The 21,025-nt window shown below is 43.2% G+C and carries 17 protein-coding genes; 12 read left to right on the top strand and 5 right to left on the bottom strand.

Features of this window, described 5'->3' with window-relative positions:
- The first annotated feature begins 7 nt into the window (after positions 1-7).
- From BCT34_RS10490 to BCT34_RS10520, 7 genes are all read left to right on the top strand, one after another.
- On the top strand, positions 8-703 hold the full coding sequence (locus BCT34_RS10490) for a fimbria/pilus periplasmic chaperone (RefSeq protein ID WP_076655258.1): 696 nt from the start codon (positions 8-10) through the stop codon (positions 701-703).
- Positions 687-3,179, top strand: a complete 2,493-nt coding sequence (locus BCT34_RS10495; protein WP_241906870.1) for a fimbria/pilus outer membrane usher protein — start codon at positions 687-689, stop codon at positions 3,177-3,179. The genes BCT34_RS10490 and BCT34_RS10495 overlap by 17 nt, the downstream gene beginning before the upstream one ends.
- A complete protein-coding gene (locus BCT34_RS10500; protein ID WP_076655217.1) occupies positions 3,169-4,050 on the top strand; it encodes a hypothetical protein in 882 nt (293 codons plus the stop codon). The genes BCT34_RS10495 and BCT34_RS10500 overlap by 11 nt, the downstream gene beginning before the upstream one ends.
- 95 nt (positions 4,051-4,145) lie before the next feature.
- Positions 4,146-4,835, top strand: a complete 690-nt coding sequence (locus BCT34_RS10505; RefSeq protein WP_076655220.1) for a response regulator transcription factor — start codon at positions 4,146-4,148, stop codon at positions 4,833-4,835.
- Positions 4,836-5,127: 292 nt separating this feature from the next.
- The gene (locus BCT34_RS10510) at positions 5,128-5,442 is read left to right on the top strand and encodes a cytochrome c (protein ID WP_076655223.1); all 315 of its coding nucleotides are present in this window, start codon (positions 5,128-5,130) and stop codon (positions 5,440-5,442) included.
- Positions 5,443-5,609: 167 nt separating this feature from the next.
- Positions 5,610-6,545, top strand: a complete 936-nt coding sequence (gene ylqF, locus BCT34_RS10515) for a ribosome biogenesis GTPase YlqF (RefSeq protein ID WP_050646173.1) — start codon at positions 5,610-5,612, stop codon at positions 6,543-6,545.
- Positions 6,546-6,819: 274 nt separating this feature from the next.
- Positions 6,820-7,845, top strand: a complete 1,026-nt coding sequence (locus BCT34_RS10520; protein WP_076655260.1) for a GGDEF domain-containing protein — start codon at positions 6,820-6,822, stop codon at positions 7,843-7,845.
- A 156-nt stretch (positions 7,846-8,001) separates the two neighbouring features.
- Here BCT34_RS10520 and BCT34_RS10525 read toward each other — a convergent pair whose 3' ends face one another.
- Positions 8,002-8,547, bottom strand: a complete 546-nt coding sequence (locus BCT34_RS10525) for a GNAT family N-acetyltransferase (protein WP_048613495.1) — start codon at positions 8,545-8,547, stop codon at positions 8,002-8,004.
- 167 nt (positions 8,548-8,714) lie between these two features.
- On the opposite strand from BCT34_RS10525, the gene BCT34_RS10530 reads away from it, so the two are divergent.
- Entirely contained in the window at positions 8,715-9,857 is a 1,143-nt protein-coding gene (locus BCT34_RS10530; protein WP_076655224.1) for a fatty acid desaturase, read from the top strand.
- Between the two features lie 223 nt (positions 9,858-10,080).
- Entirely contained in the window at positions 10,081-10,371 is a 291-nt protein-coding gene (locus BCT34_RS10535; protein ID WP_076655225.1) for a putative quinol monooxygenase, read from the top strand.
- 229 nt (positions 10,372-10,600) lie between these two features.
- On the opposite strand, the gene manA is transcribed toward BCT34_RS10535, so the two are convergent.
- The 4 genes from manA to mngA form a co-directional block, all read right to left on the bottom strand.
- Complete coding sequence (gene manA, locus BCT34_RS10540; RefSeq protein WP_076655226.1) at positions 10,601-11,788, bottom strand: mannose-6-phosphate isomerase, class I; 1,188 nt, start codon at positions 11,786-11,788, stop codon at positions 10,601-10,603.
- A 2-nt stretch (positions 11,789-11,790) separates the two neighbouring features.
- Positions 11,791-12,957 (bottom strand): glycerate kinase, encoded by a 1,167-nt coding sequence (locus BCT34_RS10545; RefSeq protein WP_076655227.1) that lies wholly within the window; start codon positions 12,955-12,957, stop codon positions 11,791-11,793.
- A gap of 46 nt (positions 12,958-13,003) precedes the next feature.
- The gene (mngB, locus tag BCT34_RS10550; RefSeq protein WP_076655228.1) at positions 13,004-15,658 is read right to left on the bottom strand and encodes a mannosylglycerate hydrolase; all 2,655 of its coding nucleotides are present in this window, start codon (positions 15,656-15,658) and stop codon (positions 13,004-13,006) included.
- A gap of 237 nt (positions 15,659-15,895) precedes the next feature.
- Positions 15,896-17,830 carry a PTS 2-O-a-mannosyl-D-glycerate transporter subunit IIABC gene (mngA, locus tag BCT34_RS10555; RefSeq protein WP_076655231.1) on the bottom strand — a complete coding sequence of 645 codons (1,935 nt, stop codon included), beginning with the start codon at positions 17,828-17,830 and terminating at the stop codon, positions 15,896-15,898.
- Positions 17,831-18,147: 317 nt separating this feature from the next.
- Between mngA and BCT34_RS10560 the strand changes: the two genes are divergently transcribed.
- The 3 genes from BCT34_RS10560 to BCT34_RS10570 all read left to right on the top strand — a co-directional run bounded on the left by BCT34_RS10560 (position 18,148) and on the right by BCT34_RS10570 (position 20,939).
- Positions 18,148-18,864, top strand: coding sequence for a GntR family transcriptional regulator (locus BCT34_RS10560; protein WP_076655233.1), 717 nt, complete (start codon positions 18,148-18,150; stop codon positions 18,862-18,864).
- Between the two features lie 222 nt (positions 18,865-19,086).
- A complete protein-coding gene (locus BCT34_RS10565) occupies positions 19,087-19,983 on the top strand; it encodes a hypothetical protein (protein ID WP_076655235.1) in 897 nt (298 codons plus the stop codon).
- Between the two features lie 191 nt (positions 19,984-20,174).
- Positions 20,175-20,939 carry a DUF481 domain-containing protein gene (locus BCT34_RS10570; protein WP_076655238.1) on the top strand — a complete coding sequence of 255 codons (765 nt, stop codon included), beginning with the start codon at positions 20,175-20,177 and terminating at the stop codon, positions 20,937-20,939.
- Positions 20,940-21,025: the final 86 nt, after the last annotated feature.

Genomic DNA, 21,025 nt, shown 5'->3' on the forward strand with positions numbered 1-21,025 from the left:
ATTCACTATGCCACTACAGAGTCGTTATATTTGGGCAAGTATCATTTATGGCATTCTGTGTGCCCAAACGTATGCCCTAACACTATCTCCTACCGTCATCGAGCTTAACACCGATTACAGGGCAGCATCGCAACTGGTTGTGACTAACAACTCTACCCAAGCTCTCCCACTTGAAGCTAATGTTCGTCGTTTAAAATTCTTATCCGATGGCACATTCGAGACATCAGCTCTAACGAGTGAAGAGATGTTTGTATTTCCACCAGCCGCAATGTTAGCTCCCGGAGAGCGACAAGTATTCCGTATACAATGGTTAGGAAGTCGTTCACTCGAAACCTCTCAGAGTTACTTTGTTCGCTTCAGTACTGTCAATGTTGGCCAAAACAACGCGAGAACGGATAAACCCATCGGTTTAACAACCGGAATCAACCTACAAGTGCATTATAACGCGTTGTTACACATTCACTCATCCTCACTAGAGCCTGATGTGAAATTGCATATCGACGAACAAGGCAACCTCACACTCACTAATTCTGGGTCGCGATTCACCTATACATCATTACTCCATTTTACGGGGCTCGAATCTCAGAGCAAAAAGGTACACGAGGCTTTAGGTGAGCAGTTCATTCCACCGCGCTCCATTATTACTTTGCCTCCTTCTTTAAATTACTTACCAATGGGCACCTACCATGGGCATGAAGACTGAAACCCATCATAAAGTGTGGCAAGGTTTGTATGTGTTGGGGCTCGTGCTCTTTTATTGTGCCGCCCTAAGCCCTGCGGCTTGGGGGCAGGAAATGGTCTTGAATCCCACAGGACGAGATATTCAACTGACCTCTTTACTAAGAATAAGTGACACCATACTCGGGGAAGCGGACATCATCATTACCGCCAACAACGAAATTTTGTTACCAAAGGAAAGTACACTTTCTCTTCTTTCGTCCGTGGTCACTCAAAAGGGTATTGAGAAACTCAATGGTACAACAGACGGTGACATGCTGTCGCAGCACAATTTTGAGAGCGTAGGACTTGGCCTGAGCTTCGATTTCTCGTCATTAGAATGCATCGTGACAGTTCCGTCCGAATTTAGTCTAACTCAACAACTGTCTATGAACGGTGCAGATGATTTTTATAACTACGCTGAGCCAAGTCAGTTTAGCGGATACATTAATTTTGCCCTTTCTGCCAATGAGAGCCAATACGTCGATCAAAACTCATCAAGACAGGATCTCTATCGCAGTCAATTCGATTCGGCACTCAACATTGGTTTTTTAAACTTTGAGTATGAATCCTATTTAGAAAACGGCTCATCACAAGATTCGCGTTACGTAAGAGAAGGAACTCGTCTTAATATAGACTTTGCCGAACAAGGGACGCGACTTGTAGTCGGCGATATGTACAACAGTGGTCAATCTTTTCAGGACAGCACCGACATACTTGGTATTGGGTTAACGCGAGATTTCACACTCATTCCAACCAGAAATGCACGGCCACGAGCCAATCAATCATTCACTCTTCAAAGAGCGTCAAATGTCGATGTCTATATAGATGGGATTGCAGTCCAAAGACTAACCTTAGGCGCTGGTAGCTATAACCTTAGTGATATACCGCTAGCACAAGGTAGCAATGATATTGTGCTCGTCATCACCGACCGCTCAGGGAATGAAGAGCGCATCGAATTTTCTATTGCCACCGGTAACGATTTGCTCAATAGCGGTGAGTTTGAATATAGCATCATGTATGGAGCGCCTTCTGAACTACAAAATGGACAACTAGAATACCTAACAGACGAGCGACTTTTTCATGGTTATGTTGATATGGGTGTTACTCCTTGGTTGACCTTAGGCACGAACTTTCAAAGCCGTGAAGATCTTTACCAGTATGGTGCAACCGCGCTACTGGCCTCTAGATGGGGCGTCACTGAACTCAATGCCTCGCGTAGTGAACACCCTACATTTGGAACTGGCGATGCTTATAAATTGGCGTTCGATGCAGAGTTTTCCAATACAAACACACTGTCTCCACAACTGAGTTTCAGTTATGAATATCAGGCTAATAATTTTACTGGTGTCTCTGGGTTTGATGCTTCCGATATCGATATCAACTTAACCACCCATTATGTATCTGCATTCAGCTCCATTTACCTTGGCCAATCTTTACGTGCAGCCATGACCCTCAACTATCGTTCGGGAGTAGACAAAGAGAACGATTATTGGCTAATTAGCCCGAGTTTATCGGACGGCCTATTTGACACGCCCGCGACCTGGAGTGCACGCGTTAACTATCGGTACAACGCAACCGAAGACGATGATATCAGCACTACCGTCACCATAAGTTGGCCTCTCAGTCGACAAACTCGTGTTGTCGGTCGTTATACCACAGAGTTAAATGAAGCCGCCTTAGATTACAGCTATCAAAATAATATTGGTAACACCGGCGGTATCTCAGCATTTGCGAGTGTAATTACTAATGAAGAAACCGATGCCGATATGGATGCAGGGGTTAACTACACAGCAAACCGTTATGAATTAAATGCGACCCACGCTTCGCGGCTCGAAGACATCAGTGGCGAAACACGAAACCACAGTACAGACGTAACAATCAGTAGCTCCCTTGCATTTGCTGGTTCATCTGTGGCGATCGGCAGACCAGTACGCGAAGCATTCGCGATTGTCAGCAAACATAAGAGCCTTAAATCAAACGATGTAGCTATCGACCCCACAAAAGATGGTGAGTACGCACGCGTTTATCTAAAAGGAGATGCAAGTGCCATGGTTCCTGACCTTGTTGCTTACAATAGCCAATTAGTCGGTTACGAAGTTGATAACTTACCGCCAGGATATGACTTAGGCGATGGTGCCTTCTGGATTAAGCCCGGTTACAAACGGGGCTTTAAATTACAAATCGGTTCCGATGCTGTATTAACCGTAATAGGCAAGCTATTCGATCGTCAAAATAACAACCCCATTTCACTCGTTGCTGGTGTGGCACATTATCTTGGTGAAGCTAAACAACTGCCGATTGACTTCTTTACAAATCGTAACGGCATATTTGCAATTTCTGGATTAAAACCAGGTAAATATCAACTGGTACTGGACACTAAAGAACAAGAGTCAGTCATCATTTCCCTCAGTGAGCGCAGTGACAATTTGATCAGATTAGGAGATGTGTATGTTGAATAGACTCATACTTTGGGGATCCTTGTTTCTCATCACCATAAACCATGCACCTTTGGCCTTGGCGTGTGAAGCAAGTGCGTTGACTATAAAACCTGTATCATCTAAATCACAATATGATGTTTTCAGTTCAGGAACGTTCGCCACAATAAACACTTACCGTATAGATGCGGTCATAATTGGCGAGCCCTGCAAATTAAGCTTAATTTTACAACTTAACGATACCAGTCGATCGTTAAAAGGGTCAAAGGAAGACAAGCTCAACTTTGAGTGGTCTGGGCAGGTTGGCATGCAAATCGCTAATCAATGGCACTTTTCATTAACCGACAGCCAGCCTTCAGCAACGATACAAATGCGATTTCCGAGCAAGCAATGGTTAGAGTCAGGAACCTATCGGGGGCTTTTAGAGGTCTCACCTTCTTATAACTCAGATAGTAAGCAAATAGAAATTAGCCCAAGCTCACTTCCAGTTTCTGTTGATGTTCCTCCTGCTGCGAAAATTCATTTTTATGGATTAACCCAACAACATTATGACCTTGATCTAGGGACATTATATTCAAACAAGGTAATTCGCTCTGCACCTAACCTATGGGTTCAAAGCAATACAGCTTATACCATCGTATTGGAATCATCCCATCAAGGAATGCTACGTCATGAATCTAATGAGGCTAAATGGGATATTCCATACGAACTTTCTCTCGATAGCGACAGAATAAACCTTGAGCTACTGGATACAAGAGTTCAACGTCTTTCTGCGACGGTTGGTCAACCTATTCCTTTGAGCTTTGTCATTGGTGACACAGAAAATAAACCAGGAGGGCAATATGAAGATACATTACAAATTTCTATTGAACCCCGACTTTCACAGCAGCCCTAATTATGCAATTATGTAAAAAATAAGCCGCAGAGCTCAATTTTATAAATCACAACGTCATAGAATCAAAACATGATTTGCTAGGTTCGGAATAAGTTATGCATAAGAATAATTTAAAGCAGATGCTCCTAATTGGTGACAATGGTATTAACAACCAGTTTATTCAACGAGAAATAGAAAAATACAATGACTTTTCTTTTAACAGAGAGTGTATTTTAAGCATTGGACGCTCTCGTGAACATAAAACCTTCGATGTCGTCCTCATTAGCTATTTACTCTTGGCAAATATCGAAGATATCAACATCATCTTATCAAAAATAGAATCGAATAAATGGGTTGTCTACGATGTTCCTGCAGACATTACAGGACAAAGTATTACCGTGATGCAGCTATTCAACCTGTTTAATATAAAAGGAATCATCTATCAAGACGCGCCTATCGATCACCTTACCCGCTGTTTAAAAACAGTGTGTGACGACGATTTGTGGCTGCCTAGGAAGTTAATGTCGCATATTTTAACCAATAGACACGATTACACATTCAAGTCGAAAGTAATATTATCTAGCCTTACGAAAAGAGAAGTTCAAATATTTAAGCGAGTGATTAGAGGAGATTCAAATTTAGAAATATCGAACGACCTATTTATTTCAGAAAGTACAGTAAAGACACACGTTTACAATATATACAAAAAGATAAATGTCACAAACCGCAAAGAGGCAATAAGAAAGGCATATTTTATCAATAGTTTAGAAAAAATTATACAACCAGACATGAAGTTCAAAGTATAGCGACAAGCATAAGAGATGATTTAGAGTTACCGACAGGTACGTTGAAAGTTGACGACAGTTACGGCTCAGAAATTCAGTGATTACCACCATCAAAGTACATAAGCCTCGCGACACGCGCAGACTCTATGATTCACTCCTCATCAAAAGATAAGGAGCTCCAATAGGCTAGGTATCCTCCTAACAAAGCTAGAAAATACGCTTTGAACCATACTAACTGCTCACTGAGAACAAATAAGACTTGAGCTTCCTCTTAGGGCAAGCTTTATAGTTGTGTTTTTACTGGAGTAAAAACGTGTCTTACCAATCCCTCACTCTAATATTGCTTGCTCTTTCCCCCGGACTTCAAGCCTCTGATTTTGGCGATCCTGAACTGGGAAAAATGAAATCACCAAGCTGTGTTTTCTGTCATACCCCCACCAGCACATCAATTAACAATTCCTATCCCATCCTTTCTGGGCAGGACCCAATCTATCTTTTTAATACAATGAAAGCGTATCAGAATGGGGATAGACAAGGCGACTACGCGGAGATGATGCGAACACAACTAAGTAAACTCAATCATCAAGATTTGAAAGATATTGCGGCTTTTTACGCTTCACAACGTTAGCGCCGCCCATCTTCATTACGTCAGCCATCATCTAAATAAACACCACCAAGTCGCCTATACTTCAAGCAAACTCACACAGCTCATTGAAGGTCAGGATAGATATACCTTTACACGTATCATCCAACCCTTACAATGTGCAGCAAATATATTTATCAAGGTTTATCTCTATGTCTATTCAATGGTTTCCGGGTCACATGCACAAAGCCCGCAAAGAAATCGAAGAAGTTATCCCACAAGTTGATGTGATCATCGAAGTACTGGACGCTCGTATCCCGTTCAGTAGTGAAAACCCAATGATCTCTTCACTGCGCGGCGATAAGCCTTGTGTAAAAGTACTGAACAAGCGCGACCTTGCGGATCCTGAGCTCACTGAGCGTTGGATTGAGCACTTCGAGAAAGAGCAAGGCGTTAAGGCGATTGCGATTACCACTAGCGTAAAAGAAGAAGTTAACCACGTTATGGAGCTAGTACGTAAACTGGCGCCGCACCGTGAACAGATGGGCAAGAACATTCGTACAATGATCATGGGTATCCCGAACGTGGGTAAATCGACCATTATCAACTGTTTGGCGGGACGTACGATCGCGGTTACTGGTAACCAACCTGCGGTAACTCGTCGTCAGCAACGCATTAACCTGCAGAATGGCGTGATCCTTTCAGACACTCCAGGGATCCTTTGGCCTAAAGTAGAAAACCCGCACAGTGGCTTCCGCTTGGCTGCAACAGGTGCTGTAAAAGATACGGCAATGGAATACGATGAAGTGGCATTTTACACAGTAGAGTACCTAGCAAAGCAGTACCCTAACCTTTTGCAAGAGCGCTACCAAATTGAAGAGCTGCCTGAGTCTGACATCGAACTGATGGAAGCGATTGGCCGTAAGCGTGGTGCACTTCGTGCAGGTGGCCACATAGACATTCACAAATGTTCAGAAATCCTGCTTCACGAATTGCGTAATGGCACTTTAGGTAAGGTAACTCTTGAGTTGCCAGAAATGATCACACAAGAGCTGATCGAAGTTGAAGAAGCGGCTGCGCTAAAAGCAGAGCAACAAATTAAGAAGAAAGAAGAGCGTCGTAAGCGTTACTTGAAGAACAAGCGCTAATCTCTATTCATCACTGTTAGTTTCTATTAATCATTCTCACACCTGCCTCACAAATATTCACGCTCTATCAATAATTGAGCGTGGATATTGCCTGCTACCGTTTGTTGATCTAGCTAACATACTGACAAATCAATAGAAACGGTCGTTTACAATCCCAAAGACTGTGACATACTACGCAAATTATTGTGTATCCATCTCGGCTTATTTCTCAATGCGCTCTTATTCTGGGTTCAAAAATCAAAGATTTAAAACCTATTTCGATAATGAAATTTATTTGCCGTACATAAATTTCATCTACATCCCGATCTCAATATTCTGTGCTTTCATCATCACCGATTACATCCACTTTGGTAGCGAGTGCATTACACCTATCATATTCCGAATCATACTTTTTCTATTAATGATGGCTGTTGCCAGATATTGCATTGCAAACAAGCCCAACGTTTTAGAACTCGTAGAAAGTACTTTCCTTGTTGTTAGCTCCATTTTCTTAGTCTATGTTGGTCGACTCGCTATCGAGCTGAACAATTTCGATTACCAAGGTGGCATCATTCTAGTCATGATCTTTATAGGCACCTTTTCACGACTTTCTGCTAGATACAGTATCTCTACGCTTTCATTTATCTTTTTGGCTTATCTAATCGGCCTTGCGCCACTGCTTTATGAAGCTGAGCCAAAACATGAGATAGAAACAATTACCGTTTATATTTCAGCTTACATCCTAATCTCAGCGGCCTGTATAAGGCGCGACTTAGAAGTACACAAACGTTTTGCCCAGTCTGAACAACTACGTAAACAAGCGATTCAACTTCGCAAACAATCCAATATGTTTGAAGCCCTTTCTTATCAAGACGCGCTGACGGGCTGCTACAACCGCCTTTATCTTCATCAGGTCATCGAGCCGAGCATCAACCGTCACTCATCTATTACATCGATCATGATAGATATTGATCATTTCAAATCGATTAACGACACCTACGGCCATCAAATGGGCGATATGGTGATCAAGGAACTGGCCACTGAAATTCAAAAAAGGCTACCGACCAGCAGTAACTGCTTTCGGTACGGTGGTGAAGAATTTCTCGTGATGGTCCAAGGGGAAACAGAAGCTTCAATTAAATCAGTGGTTAACTCTCTTTTAGAGTCCCCTTACCGCTTAAGATTAGAAGTCACAATTTCAATCGGTGTGAAACATGCACCTCAGGCATTTGGTTCTATCGAGCAACTCATCGACGACGCCGATCAAGCGCTCTACATTTCAAAGAAGAACGGTCGGAACCAAGTTACTTGGTGTGATTAGACGTTCTACGATAACCCAAAACTACTATTTACTGAGCACCGACAACTATAAACAAAAAGCCCCGAGCAATTTAATGCTCGGGGCTTTTATCTTTGTCTCAAAAGCAACTTCGGTGAGAAGTTAATTAGCAAAAAACGATTGTTTAACAGTAATCGACTAAGAATACACAACGCTTGCTGTTTTCTGTTCAAGTTCAACGGGAGAGTTCCAAGAGATCACTTTCTCGTTCACTTGACTGCCACACGGTGCGTTCCAAACTTGCTCTAGTTCTTCTTTGCCACCAATCGCTTCATAAAAAGCAATCGCTTGATGGTTCTCAGACATCACCTCTAGGTAAAGCCCAGAGTCAGAATAGTATTGTTGCAACCACTTCGATAATTCGGACAAGAGACGTTTGCCAACACCTCGACCACGATAATTATTGTCTACGTGTAACGCATCAATGAATGTTCCACGCTCAAAGTTGTGATTGCCAAACGCACAGACGAAACCAACCAGTAAACCGCCCTCTTCAAGCAATAACACATGTTGGTTAAAAGGAGGATTAATCAAACGAGTCTGCCAAATAACAGATCTGTCCTCCAAAACATCATTTTCTAAGTAATCATCAGCAAGAATGCCACGGTAATATAGCTTCCAGCTATCCGCGTGTAATTGGGCAATCCGCTCATAATCTTTATATTCAGCTACCTTAATTTCCATTTATTAGCCCTTAGTACTTCCATTTATGACTTGCTACTACATTTCACACTACCTTTATACAATATTTAAGCAAAACATACTAATACACGTTTACACTTTCAATATTGACTTACACGTGTACGCTGATATTCTAGCGCACAGATGTAAGCTCAATGGAAAATTTGCTAATGAATAGTGCCGACAAACAATCAACAAAAAAGCCGCCATTAATCTGGCTCAATATTTTTATATTCTCTTTTAGTATGCTGCTTGCTGTTGTTGCGGCTCCCGTTTATGGCTACTTTTTTGGCTATGGTATGGAGCACTGGATATGGCTAGCAATCTGCTTTACGTTCTGTAACCTTTCAATCACAACAGGTTATCACCGCTTATGGTCACATAAAGCGTTTGAAGCACATTCAAGCCTACGATTCCTGTTTGCATTAGGTGGCGCATTCGCCCTTCAGAACAGCGTGCTACACTGGTCTTCCGATCACCGAGTGCACCACAAGCATGTAGATAACAACGACAAAGATCCATACTCTGCAAAACGTGGGTTTTGGTACTCACACATTGGCTGGATGATTCGTAATTACAGCACTTCAATGTATGAAAACTATGAAAACTGTCGTGATCTTAAAAAAGACAAGATTGTTATGTGGCAGCACAAACATTATGTTCTGCTGGCATTACTGATGAACTTCGGTGTTCCTATCGCACTAGGTGTTATTTACGGTGACATACTTGGTATGTTATTAATCGTGGGCGCTGTTCGTTTGGTACTTAACCACCACACAACATTCTTCATTAACTCTCTTGCCCACATCTGGGGTAGCCAACCTTTTACCGACAAAAACACGGCCCGTGATAACGGTGTGTTAGCGGTTCTAACTTTTGGTGAAGGCTACCATAACTTCCACCACATCTTTGAGAACGACTACCGTAACGGCATCTACTGGTGGCAATACGATCCTACAAAGTGGTTGATCAAGACTGCTTCTTTGATGGGACTGGCAAGTAAGCTTAAGAAAACCCCTCAAGCTCGTATTGAGAAAGCCGAAGCATCTATGCTACTTAAGCGAACACAGCAAAAAATCATGCACCGTGCCGACAAGCAACAAATCGCAGACAAGCTTCAACAAGAATTCGATGCTTTAGTATCAAACATGAACGAATACTACGAAGTGAAAAAGCAACTACTCGAGAACAAACGCGAAGACGTTGTGAAAAAGTACGAACACTCGGTACTTAAGGTTCGATACCAGCAAATCAAAATGAATTTCGAACAGCAGAAGAAAAATTGGGCGATGACAGTGGAGCAATATGCTTAAAGTAAAACACTACGCTTAACTCCCCATTAACAACAACGTTTAACCCTTAATCAGAAGCCCTCATATTACTATGAGGGCTTTTTTAATGAGCGTAAGCTTTTGTGTTTTAAATATGAATTGTGGACACCAAGAACCATAGTAATTGGATATAGCTAATCTTTAATCCTATTAGATAACTGTTTATATTACTTGAAGTTATCGAGTTAAAGCTAAGGAATTGAAAATGAGCAAGCTGACTATTATTGCAACAATCATCGCTAAACAAGACAAAATCGACCTTGTTAAATCTGAACTGATCAAGTTGATCGAAACTACTCGATTAGAAGATGGTTGTATCAATTACGATTTACATCAGGATAACAGTAACCCTGCTCACTTCGTTTTTCATGAGAACTGGGAGTCTGAAGCTCATCTAGAGAAACACTTAGCGAGCCAACACATCGCCGAGTACATGGCTGCAACTGAAGATTGTATTGAAACCTTTGTGCTTAATAAAATGACGCACATTGCCTAACCAGTTACTCAGTACTTATTCAATGAAACCCTGCGCTTAATGCAGGGTTTCTCATTTTTAGAGTCTTACAACCGCTTATTCTAATTATGAAAAAACCCGCCAGAGCAGCGGGTATGGTCAATAAAAATGACTATCAAAAATAGATAGGTAACAACCATCAATCCAATATTGAGAACCACTTTACAGCGGTACTCTGACATTTCTTTTGCTGATCGCTAGCACGGGGGCACTAGTTAAAAGCACGAGCCAAAATGCCATTCCCTTGATATTGGTAAACACTTGAATTACTACTCACGAAGACCGACTCTCCGGGTTTAAGAGAAACTGTGCGTCTTTCTGAAGTTACGCTCGCCTCTCCTTCCACACAGAACAAGATCTCCGCGCTACGTAAATACTGTGACTTGCTTTCGTCGGTTGCAGACAAGATATCAAAGCCAAAGTCGTCTACTGGAATCGGGTAGCTCATCTTACCCTCTTTTAATACAGGCTTAAGGCGAATATCTTCTGGCTTAATCGGTTCAAAAATCGTGTTATCGATAAGCTCTGGAACATCAATGTATTTAGGCGTTAAACCAGCACGTAATACGTTGTCTGAGTTTGCCATGATTTCTAAGCCTGTACCTTGAACATAAGCATGTGGCGTTTCTGCGAATAGGAACATCGCTTCACCAGGTGCCAGTTCAACCGTGTTAAGCATCAATGGCGCAAACAAACCAATATCACCGGGATAATGCTGTTTGAATTCGATGCTATATTGTAAAGCTTCACGTCCCATTACCGTTTTTGCTGGTCGCGCATGTGCAGCATAAAGCTCATTGAGCGCTGTCTCTTTACGTTCCCCCTCAAGCGACATGATTGCGCTAAAGAAAGACTTCAAAGAATCGCTATCAGCATTCGCTTTCAGTACATTGAGCTCGATTGTTAGCGATGAGATATTTGCTTCTTCGAACAAAGCAACAATATCTCCGATTGGACGGAACCCATTCATCGCTTTATAAAAAGTTAGCGCGTAAACAAGTTCAGGCTTATGGTTTGGATCTTTGTAATTTCGGTGCGCTGCATTCAGTGGAATTCCAAGTGCATTCTCTCGCTCAAAACCCATTTCAGACTTGCGCTTGTTCGGGTGAACTTGAATCGATAAAGGCGTTTCTGCAGCCAATACCTTAAACAAAAATGGTAACTCACCAAAACGTGCCGCTGTGTAACCACCTAACACATCGATCTTATTTTCGTCGATCATGTGAGACAAGGGTTCGCCTGTTTCTCCGACTTTAGAACAACCATTGGGATGAGCACCCATCCAAATCTCAGCTTGAGGCTCTTGATTTGGGTTCACAATACCAAACAGTTGATTAATGGAGTCTTTACTTCCCCATGCGTAATTTTGAATAACATTGTCGAGTTTAAATAGAGACATAACTACTTCTCATTAAAGATCTGGCTGCCAAGCTTAAGCGTGGCTGCGATATTACGGGCACAACGAGTCAGGTTTTGATTCGCTTCTGATAAAACTTGATCTAAAGACTGAGGTGAACGCACGGTTCCAAAAACGCTAGACATTGATCCATACAGCTTTTCAACGTCTTTGCCCAAAGAGCCGGCGATTCCGATGATTGGAATGTTCAACTGCTGAGCTCGCTGAGCAATACCGAAAGGCGTTTTTCCTTGCAGAGTCTGGTTGTCCATCTGCCCTTCTCCGGTCATAACCAGTGAAGCTCCCTCAAGAACCTTATCTGCATCCAATGCGTCTAACACCATTTCAATGCCCGCTTTGATTTGAATATTGAACGCAAGACTTAACCCCAGTGGCGTGCCACCAGCAGCACCAAAGCCAGCAGTGTCACGATGACAAATACCCGTATGCGCTTTAGCGATATCAGCAAAATGCTCGATGGCAGTATCAAGTTGTTCAACTTGGGCTTGTGACGCGCCTTTCTGTGGCCCAAACACAGCGCTTGCACCGTTATCTCCACACAGTGGGTTATTCACATCGCAAGCAACCACAAACGTGACTTCTTTGCATCTAGGGTGAAGATCATCAAGATCGATGCTTGCTAACTTGCTTAATGCAGCGCCGCCACCAGATAGCTCGTTGCCTTGCTTATCTAGTAACTTGCCACCCAAAGCTTGGAAGATACCAGCACCTGCATCATTCGTTGCGCTACCGCCCAAACCAATGATGATTTGGTCAACGCCTTTATCTAGCGCATCTCTAATCAGCAGTCCTGTCCCGAAAGACGATGCCGTGAGAGGTGATCTTTCTTGCACTGTTAATCGATCTAAACCTGATGCTTGTGCAAACTCTATCAAGGCCGTATTTACAGGTTTGCTTTCAACTTGTTGTTCAAGTGAAGCCCAATAAGCCGTACATTCACGTCCGATTGCATCCGTTGTTTGCAACCGTTGCTTTTTACCATCGAGCGCCTCTAGCAAAACGTCTACCGTGCCTTCACCACCATCTGCTAGTGGCAAATGAACGTATTCGGCGTCAGGAAAAACCTGAGCAAACCCTGCTTCAACACTTTCACAAACTTGTTTTGCAGATAGAGATTCTTTAAATGAATCGGGAGCAATAACAATTTTCATCGTCGTTCACCTACTCCGCCCAATTGCTTGAGCGGAGTGCCTTGAATTAGAATTTCACTTGGAATGTTTTCGCTTGGCAAGAAGCTAGTTCACCAAAGGTTTCTGTCGCTACATCACCTTCACGAACGCGCTCGTCCATACTCGTCTCTTTCCAGCTTGAAACCGCTTGAGTGAACGAGATTGAATCTGACACTGAACCCGTTTCTGCTGGGTTGTAGACACGCATGATCAGTGCATCTTCGTCTTCCGCTTTCTTAAGTACGCTTAACACCGCACCTGCTTGTTGCTTAGACAGAAGGCTGAAACTCATAGGAAGGTTCTGCTCACCTACGTTTAGCTTCATCGCGTTGTAAGGGATCTTGTTGTAGCACTCGAACGGAGTGACATTGTCACGTGCTTGCGCCATGATGTTCGCGTCAATGTGATTACCAGAGAAACCGCATAGCGTGAATTCACACACTAACTTGCCGCGCACTTGTGAATCTGGTGTCGGGATCTTGATACCTGACGGACGTCCCGGACGAAGCAATAACTCTTCTTTACCCAATACACCAATACCGCGGAATAACGTTAGTGCGAACGTATCTCTATTCTCGTCGCCTTGAGAAGCAATCACTTCAAACTCACGCAGGCCATTCGACATGATTGCCATGCCCGCTTTGCCGTTCTCTAACGCTGCAAAGTTCATTAACTGGTACACAGGAACTGGCGCTTCTTTCCATTGCTCTTCTTCCCAAACGGCCATTGCAGGATCGTTGGTTGGTCGAGTAATGCAACCGAACTGATTATCAGCAACGACAGTTTCAGAAACGAATGGCGTTGGTACTAACACACGTACACGGTGGTCGTCGGCTTGGTTGTCTAGTTCCATGCGTACTTCAATGCGGCGAGACCCTTGTTTCAAGACCACTTGGCATTGCGCTTCTACGAAACCATTTTGACCCGTACGTTCTTCACGCTCAGCAAGGTTTGCTGGCACGTTCATACGGAAAGCGATGTTCGCTACCGATTGGAAGCCTTGGTGGTCAATAGATGTTTCTACCGGGAATTCGTCTGAGTACAGTAACCATTCTTGACGAGATGGGGAGTAGTCGTATTCATCACCATCATCAGAACCATCTTCTAAACGAAGTACTTGATCGAAGACTTGCTCTGTTTCTTTATCGAAAATAGTCAGAGTACCGTTGTCGTTTACATTGATTCGGTAGTATTCGTTCTCTAACAAGCTTTCTTCACATGAGAACGCTTTTTGCTCTGCAACTTTTACTGCACCCTTCTCGTTACCTTGGATGTGTAACGTAGTGAAGCCCATTGCTGGTACAGTGCGTTTGATTTGAATATCAAACTCCATGAAAGGGTCGTAGTTACCGTAGTGGACGATTTGACGGTCGACTTTACCTGGGTCGATTTGGCGCTTGTCTTGGATGAAGTACTCAACTGGGTTTTCGTTTTCATCAAAGATAGAAAATTCTTGAGCACGGATAGTGATGGTTGTGTTCACCACTTCTTCACGCTCGTATGGAGAAAGGTTGAACATCGCTAGTTTGTCACAACCTTCGCGATCCGGCATGTGATCAACGATTTTACGCTTGTAGAAGTGGATTAGGTTTGTCGCCATGTCGTCTGCAAGGATGTAACGGTTTAAAATCTCAGCGTGTACTTTGTCTGAACAGCAGCAACCGATAGAGTCATGAGCGTGGTTCTTCATGCTCTCTTTCCACATTTTTTCAATCAAACCGTGGTGGTATTCAAAGCCTAATGTCCAAGCGATAGATGCGAGTGGCTCCAAGATATTTACAATCTTGTTCTCGATTTCTGCGTGGATCAGTTTGATGTCCATACGCGTAGAAGAGATCGTACGGTGAACACGCATGTATTTACCGTCGTTGAACTCGCCTTTGATTGTGTCAAGTTGATCGCGCGCCGCTTCTACTTTCTCAAACACTTCTTCATAACGGCTCATTGAGAATTCACGATCTGGGTAGATTTCGCGTAGCTTATCCATGACTTCAAAGATGTCTTTTTGAATCGGCATTTGATCGTGACCGTTCGGTAGCAAGATATCTTTGGTTACCGATGGTTTCTCTAGCACTGGGAAGTATTTATCTAAACGAGCACGCAGACCTTCTTCATCTTGAGGAAGGTATTTACCAATCGCGTAACCCAGCGGAAGTACTTGCGCCGTCACTTCACTGCCATCGTTTGATTGCCATAAGAATTCTGTTTTGTTGGTGCCATGACGCTCTGAGCAACCACGCCAGAACATTGCGCGTGTGATGTCGAAGCCGTTGTAGATCATTGGCAGCTGTGAGCTCATGCTGAATGAATCTGGTAGGTAACCAATCTTCATTGCATCGCCAAATTTCATACAGTCACGAATGCCATACATCATGTTACGTACAATCGATTCGCCAGAAACTTGCATTGTGTCAGTTTGAGAGTACCAAGGGCCAATAATTAGCTTGCCCGCTTCAACCAATGCTTTTACGCGTTCTGTATTTTCTGGTTTGATTGCAAAGTAGTCTTCTAGAACGGCTGTTTGACCGTCTAGAACGTAGTATTTGTATTCTGGATCGCTCTCCAGACGGTTCATGATTTCTTCCATGTTGTTCACAAGAAGAATACGAGACTCTTCTGTTGTGAAATACCATTCACGATCCCAGTGCATGTGAGGAGTAATATGTACGCGTGATGTAGTCATAATCATTTACCTAAATGTGTCGCTTCGAGTCACTCTGAAAATTGAACCCAAATACAACTAAATTAAACTTTTTCAAGGGGTTAAAATTGGCTGTCGCTAAATTTAGGGTGCAGAAAACCACGCCTAGAATCTGTGTGAATAAAACCATTAGGAGCACAGGTATTTAGGACAGCCAAGTTGTTCGTTATTTTTTATATTTTGATTTCGCAGTGAGTTAGGAGCTAACTCAAAATTTAGTTAGTTCTGTGTTGCAGTACTTGCTTCAAATTTACCCTTTTTTACAGCGTGACCACGCCACATTAGAAGAGTAATCGTTGAAATCGCTGTACCGACAATCGCAGCGCCGAACCAGATTGCAGCAGCAGAGAATGCACCCAAACCAGAATCGTGTAGCAAGAAGATTGAGAAGATACCCGCACCTGGAGTCGATAGACCAATACCTGCCGCACCAACCATTGCACCTGTTACCACAGAGCCTAGTAGGAATGAGCCGATTACGCGGATTGGATCTTCAATCGCCATTGGGATTGCACCTTCGGTAATACCCGCTAGGCCAAGTAACCAAGTTGATTTACCCGTTTCAATCTCAAAGTCTTTGAATAAGCGAGGAGCGATCATGGTTGACGCCGTTACGGTGAACGCTGATACCATTTTCACAGATCCGAAGATTGCGTATGGGCCATAAACACCGTTGGCCATTGCACCTAAACAGAATGCGTAAGCGGCTTTATTTACCGGACCACCCAAGTCGAATGATACAAACAAACCAAGAATCGCACCTAGAAGCAGAGCGTTAGTGCCTGACATACCGTTCAGCCAATCTGTCAAACCTTGGTTGAGGAACGCGACAGGTTTACCGATAACAAACAGCATTAAGCTACCTGCCACCAAAGTACCAATCACAGGGTAAAGGTAGAAAGTAAGGAAGCCGTTAAATGCAGGACCTAAGCGAACATGCTCTTTCACCCAGCGCATCACGTAACCCGCAATCAAACCACCAACGACACCACCAAGGAAACCAGAACCAATGATGTTCGCTGCAATACCTGCGGCAAAACCCGGACCAAGTGCCGGTTTGTCGGCTAATGAGTAAGCTGTGTAAGCTGCTAGTACAGGCACCATTAATGTACCCAGTAGGCCGCCACCTAGTTTTCGATACATCCATAGCCAAGAATCTTTTGTTGCGTAGAGCTCTTGCAGGTCAAAAATTTGCGCGATAAGAACAGCAACCGCAAGAACAGTACCACCAGCAACGATAAGAGGCACTGCGTAAGAAATACCTGAAAGCAGTGCTTGTTTAAGCTCTGTTTTCAGTGGCACTTTCTTAGGTTTGTCATCAGTAGCAACTTTACGCTCGGCACCGTTACCTTTTTTCGACTCTTCAATCGCTTCGTTTAAGATGCGCTCGCCGTGCTTAATCGGTTCGGCTACCGGAGTTTCTACGCGAGGAATGCCGTTAAAACGCTCAGATTCTTTAATTGCTACTTCAGCAGCAAAAACACACGCCACTGCCTTGTTTAATTGATCAGCCGTTAAACGATCTTCAATACCGTTTGCGCCTTGTTTTTCAACATGCACGTTATAACCAAGCTTTTTACCCGCTTTTTCTAGATACTCTGCCGCCATATAAGTATGAGCAATACCTGCAGGACACGCAGTTACACATACAATTGTTGGTGCATTTGTATCTAAATTGTCTTGTTTTTCTTCTTGCTGATTATCACCATCAAGAAGTGCAAAAATCTCGTCAGCGGTTGTTGCTTTTAATACTGCTTCGCGAACGTCGTCATCGACTAATGTGGTGGTCAGTTCTGTCAGCAGATGCATGTGGGTTGAACCCGCTTCTGCATTTGGAATAGCAATAAGGAAGATAAGATTCACATCTTCGTCTTCATCTAAGCCTTTCCATTTCATATCTTCTTTCAATGTTGCTACGGCAAAACCAGCTTCTTTGACCGCGTCAGTCTTGCCGTGCGGCACAGCTAGACCTTCACCAAGTGCCGTAGGGCCTTGCTCTTCACGAGCAAATACTGCATCAAGATATTCTTGCTTGTTATGCAGTTTGCCTTGCTGATCCAGTTGGTCAGCAAGTGCGTAAATCGCTTCTTCTCGACTGCTAAACGTAGTTTGCAGATTTACGAGCGACTTATTCGTTAGAGTAGTAAGTTTCATAACCTTTGTCCCATAGTCACGGATTAGTACGACAGTCATCCCTGTCGACGAGAAGAATAATACAACTTCAAGACATTTAATCCGTGATCACGATCTCACCAATACACATTTGTATTTAATTTGTATTTAAATCGTATTGGTAAATCCTTCAAGAAAGCTTGTTATGTATCGTTTAATTTGTATTATATGTACTACAAGATGCCGATACGTTGCTCACACTAACCCTTTAAGCAAGGCTTATATAGAGCAAATCTACGTAATTAAGGTACAGGTTGTTAATCAAAGTCTAGTTGTCCTAGCGCACAAATGAGGCAAAAATGGCAAGACTCCCTATGTATCGCCAAATCGCCGATGCAATAAGAGAAAAGATAAGTTCTGGAGAATATAAAGTTGGAGAAGCTCTCCCAACAGAGGCGCAATTGCGTGAAGTATTCTCAGTAAGCCGTGTCACCGTAAGACAAGCACTCAAACTCCTAATCGAAAACGATGAGCTTGAAAGCGTGCAAGGCAGCGGCACTTACGTCAAAGAGAACAAGATCAATTACGACATCTACAAACAGTCGAGCTTTCAAGAAAAGTGGGCGCATTTGGATGTCGTTACGCACAGTGATGTTCTGGCCTTTGAAATGAAGCCATGTTCTTTGGCTATGTCTGAACATTTAGATATTAAAGAAGGCGAATTGGTTTTCTACGTAAAGCGTGTCCGTTTTATAGATAACAATCCAATCACGGTTGAAGAGACTTGGCTGCCAGTTGCCCTATTCCCGGATCTTACCTATCAGGTGATGCAGACATCAAAGTACGACTTTATTGAGAACACCAAAGGCATGGTGATTGATAGAAGTGAGCAAGAACTGGTGCCGATTCTTCCTCCTGAAGACGTGGCTAAACAGTTAGGTATTGACCCAGCTCAACCTATCATAGAGAAACGCACTCGCGGTTACCTATCCAATAACACGGTGTTTGAATACAGCCGCAACTACTTCACATCTAACGATTACCGATTTACTTTGGTCGCAAGACGTCAAAGATAAAACTTAATCTAACACCGCAAATAACCCACACAGAGAGCATCTTGTTCTCTGTGTTTCTATGATTTTGTCTCAATCATAAACCTAATTTACCCCTCCAAATATTCCTAAACCAATATCAAGCAACCTCACGAAAGATCATTCACGTTCATTTAAATACTGTTCGCGCGCTTTGAACATAAACTAAGCGCCAAATTACAAGAACAACAGTCGACAGGAATGTAGATGAATACCAAACAACTTGAGGACGCTGTAAGTGAAGTGAGCTTATTCAATCAGCACCTTCACTTAATCCAATCCGTGCATACCATTCCGACCCCAAAAATGAATTGGGAGTCGATTGCGATGGAACCTGCACCGACAATGCCAACGGTTCGATTCGATCATAAAGTCCAAGCCATGGCAGCACTCGATGAATACAAGCCTAGCTGGCTAGATATGCTGCTAGGCAACAAATCGAAGTTGTATACCCTCACCAGTAATATTGAGCGTGCTGCTGAACAAGATATCGAACAATACAAAACAGAGTTTGTTCATTGGGTTCAAAGTTACAGTTACTGGGCTAAGGGCAACCAACTATCGAAGGGGATTTTAAACAACGACAGCGAAGCAAAGCTATCTGCCCTTTCAGAAGCACAACAGAACCCGATAAATGCCGCGGTGGTCGACACCAAGCTGATCAACCATAACTTTAATACCTATAAGAACGGTCACCTGCTAGAAATCAATATTCAGGTTAATAAGCACAACGTGATCCCAAAAGAAAAAAAGGTATTGTGCCAGGGCCAAGTAAAGCTTGAAACACTGGCGCTTTCTGAAAGTAATGCCTTATATCGGGAGTATGTCTCAAGCTGTATTCTCAAATGTGCGCAAGACGCGTTCAATGTCTTGCCCGAGACGAGTGTCGTGATCAATGTCGAGCAAGTTTCAGCAGACCAATCGAGCGAAACCATAGTTTCATGCCATGTCGAACAAGGATTACTCGAGTTCTTGTTAATTGAAGACGATAAACCCTCCGAGATACTTGAATTCTTTGTCCACATTGAAGATTTCAACCCTCATCGAGGTGATGGATTCTCAGCGATCAAAACGATCTTTTCGCCTTTGCCTATCGCGTCATAACTTACTCGCATTTTCTATTCAATCATTGACGACTCTTCACGACTAGCCTTGCGTTCGTCGTGTTCAATCATCCTATATACCAAACCATTATGCCGACACACGCTATCTCACAAACCACGCGCCCATTAACCAACACAGTTTCATACACACGATCCCTAGCAAAGCTGCCTTTAGCTCTCATCGCGTTCTCTATGCCCATATTTGGAAAAGAGGCCGGAGAAGACGTTGAAGAATTGGTACTCGAGGACGAAGCCGTATTCACCGAAGGTTCTGAGTTAAAAGACGAAGCTGAAGAATCTCCGTTCACGACCTTGACCAAACTCGGGTTTATCTACTCACAAAACACCAGTTCCTCTTTGTCGATCAACTCTGGAATCTCTGTTGGATACAAAAAAGAGAACTGGGGGCAACGAGTTCAGTTTGATACCTATTACACCGATGCTGAAAATGATGAAGACGGCACCAATCGCTATACCACAAACTATGGCATCAGTTATGACTTAAACGAAGTCACCTATTTGGTTGCGACAACTCGCTTTGAGCACGACCACTTTGGTACTTATCGTAAGCAGTTCATTACCGCGACCGGTTTGGGTCGTCACTTTTACGATACCGAAAGAATCAAGCTTCAAGGCTCTGCTGGCCCAGGTTATCGAATCAGTCAACGCCAATCCTCTGATGAAGAGTTCCCTAACAAAGAGAACTACGAACTTATTGCTAATGCCAGTATCGATGGCTCCTTAACGCTTACTGAAACGTTTTCTATGGGTGCTACTGCGAACATGGCTTACGGTGAAGAGAACACAAATTACAACCTAAAAGGCTATATTAAGAACATCTTGATGGGCAATTTGGCGCTAACCTTTGATACCGAATACATCTACAACACCACTGTTGCATCGGACCAAAGTAACGCTGAGATCTACAGTTCAATGAATCTAAACTACGACTTCTAACCGCCCTCACCGCTTTCTTCACTTAATCTAGCCCACAATAGCAAAAGGCCCTCACACTGAGGGCCTCGAAGTATCTAGCTAAATCT

It is taken from the genome of Vibrio sp. 10N.261.45.E2, from assembly GCF_002875705.1.
Taxonomy (GTDB): Bacteria; Pseudomonadota; Gammaproteobacteria; order Enterobacterales; family Vibrionaceae; genus Vibrio.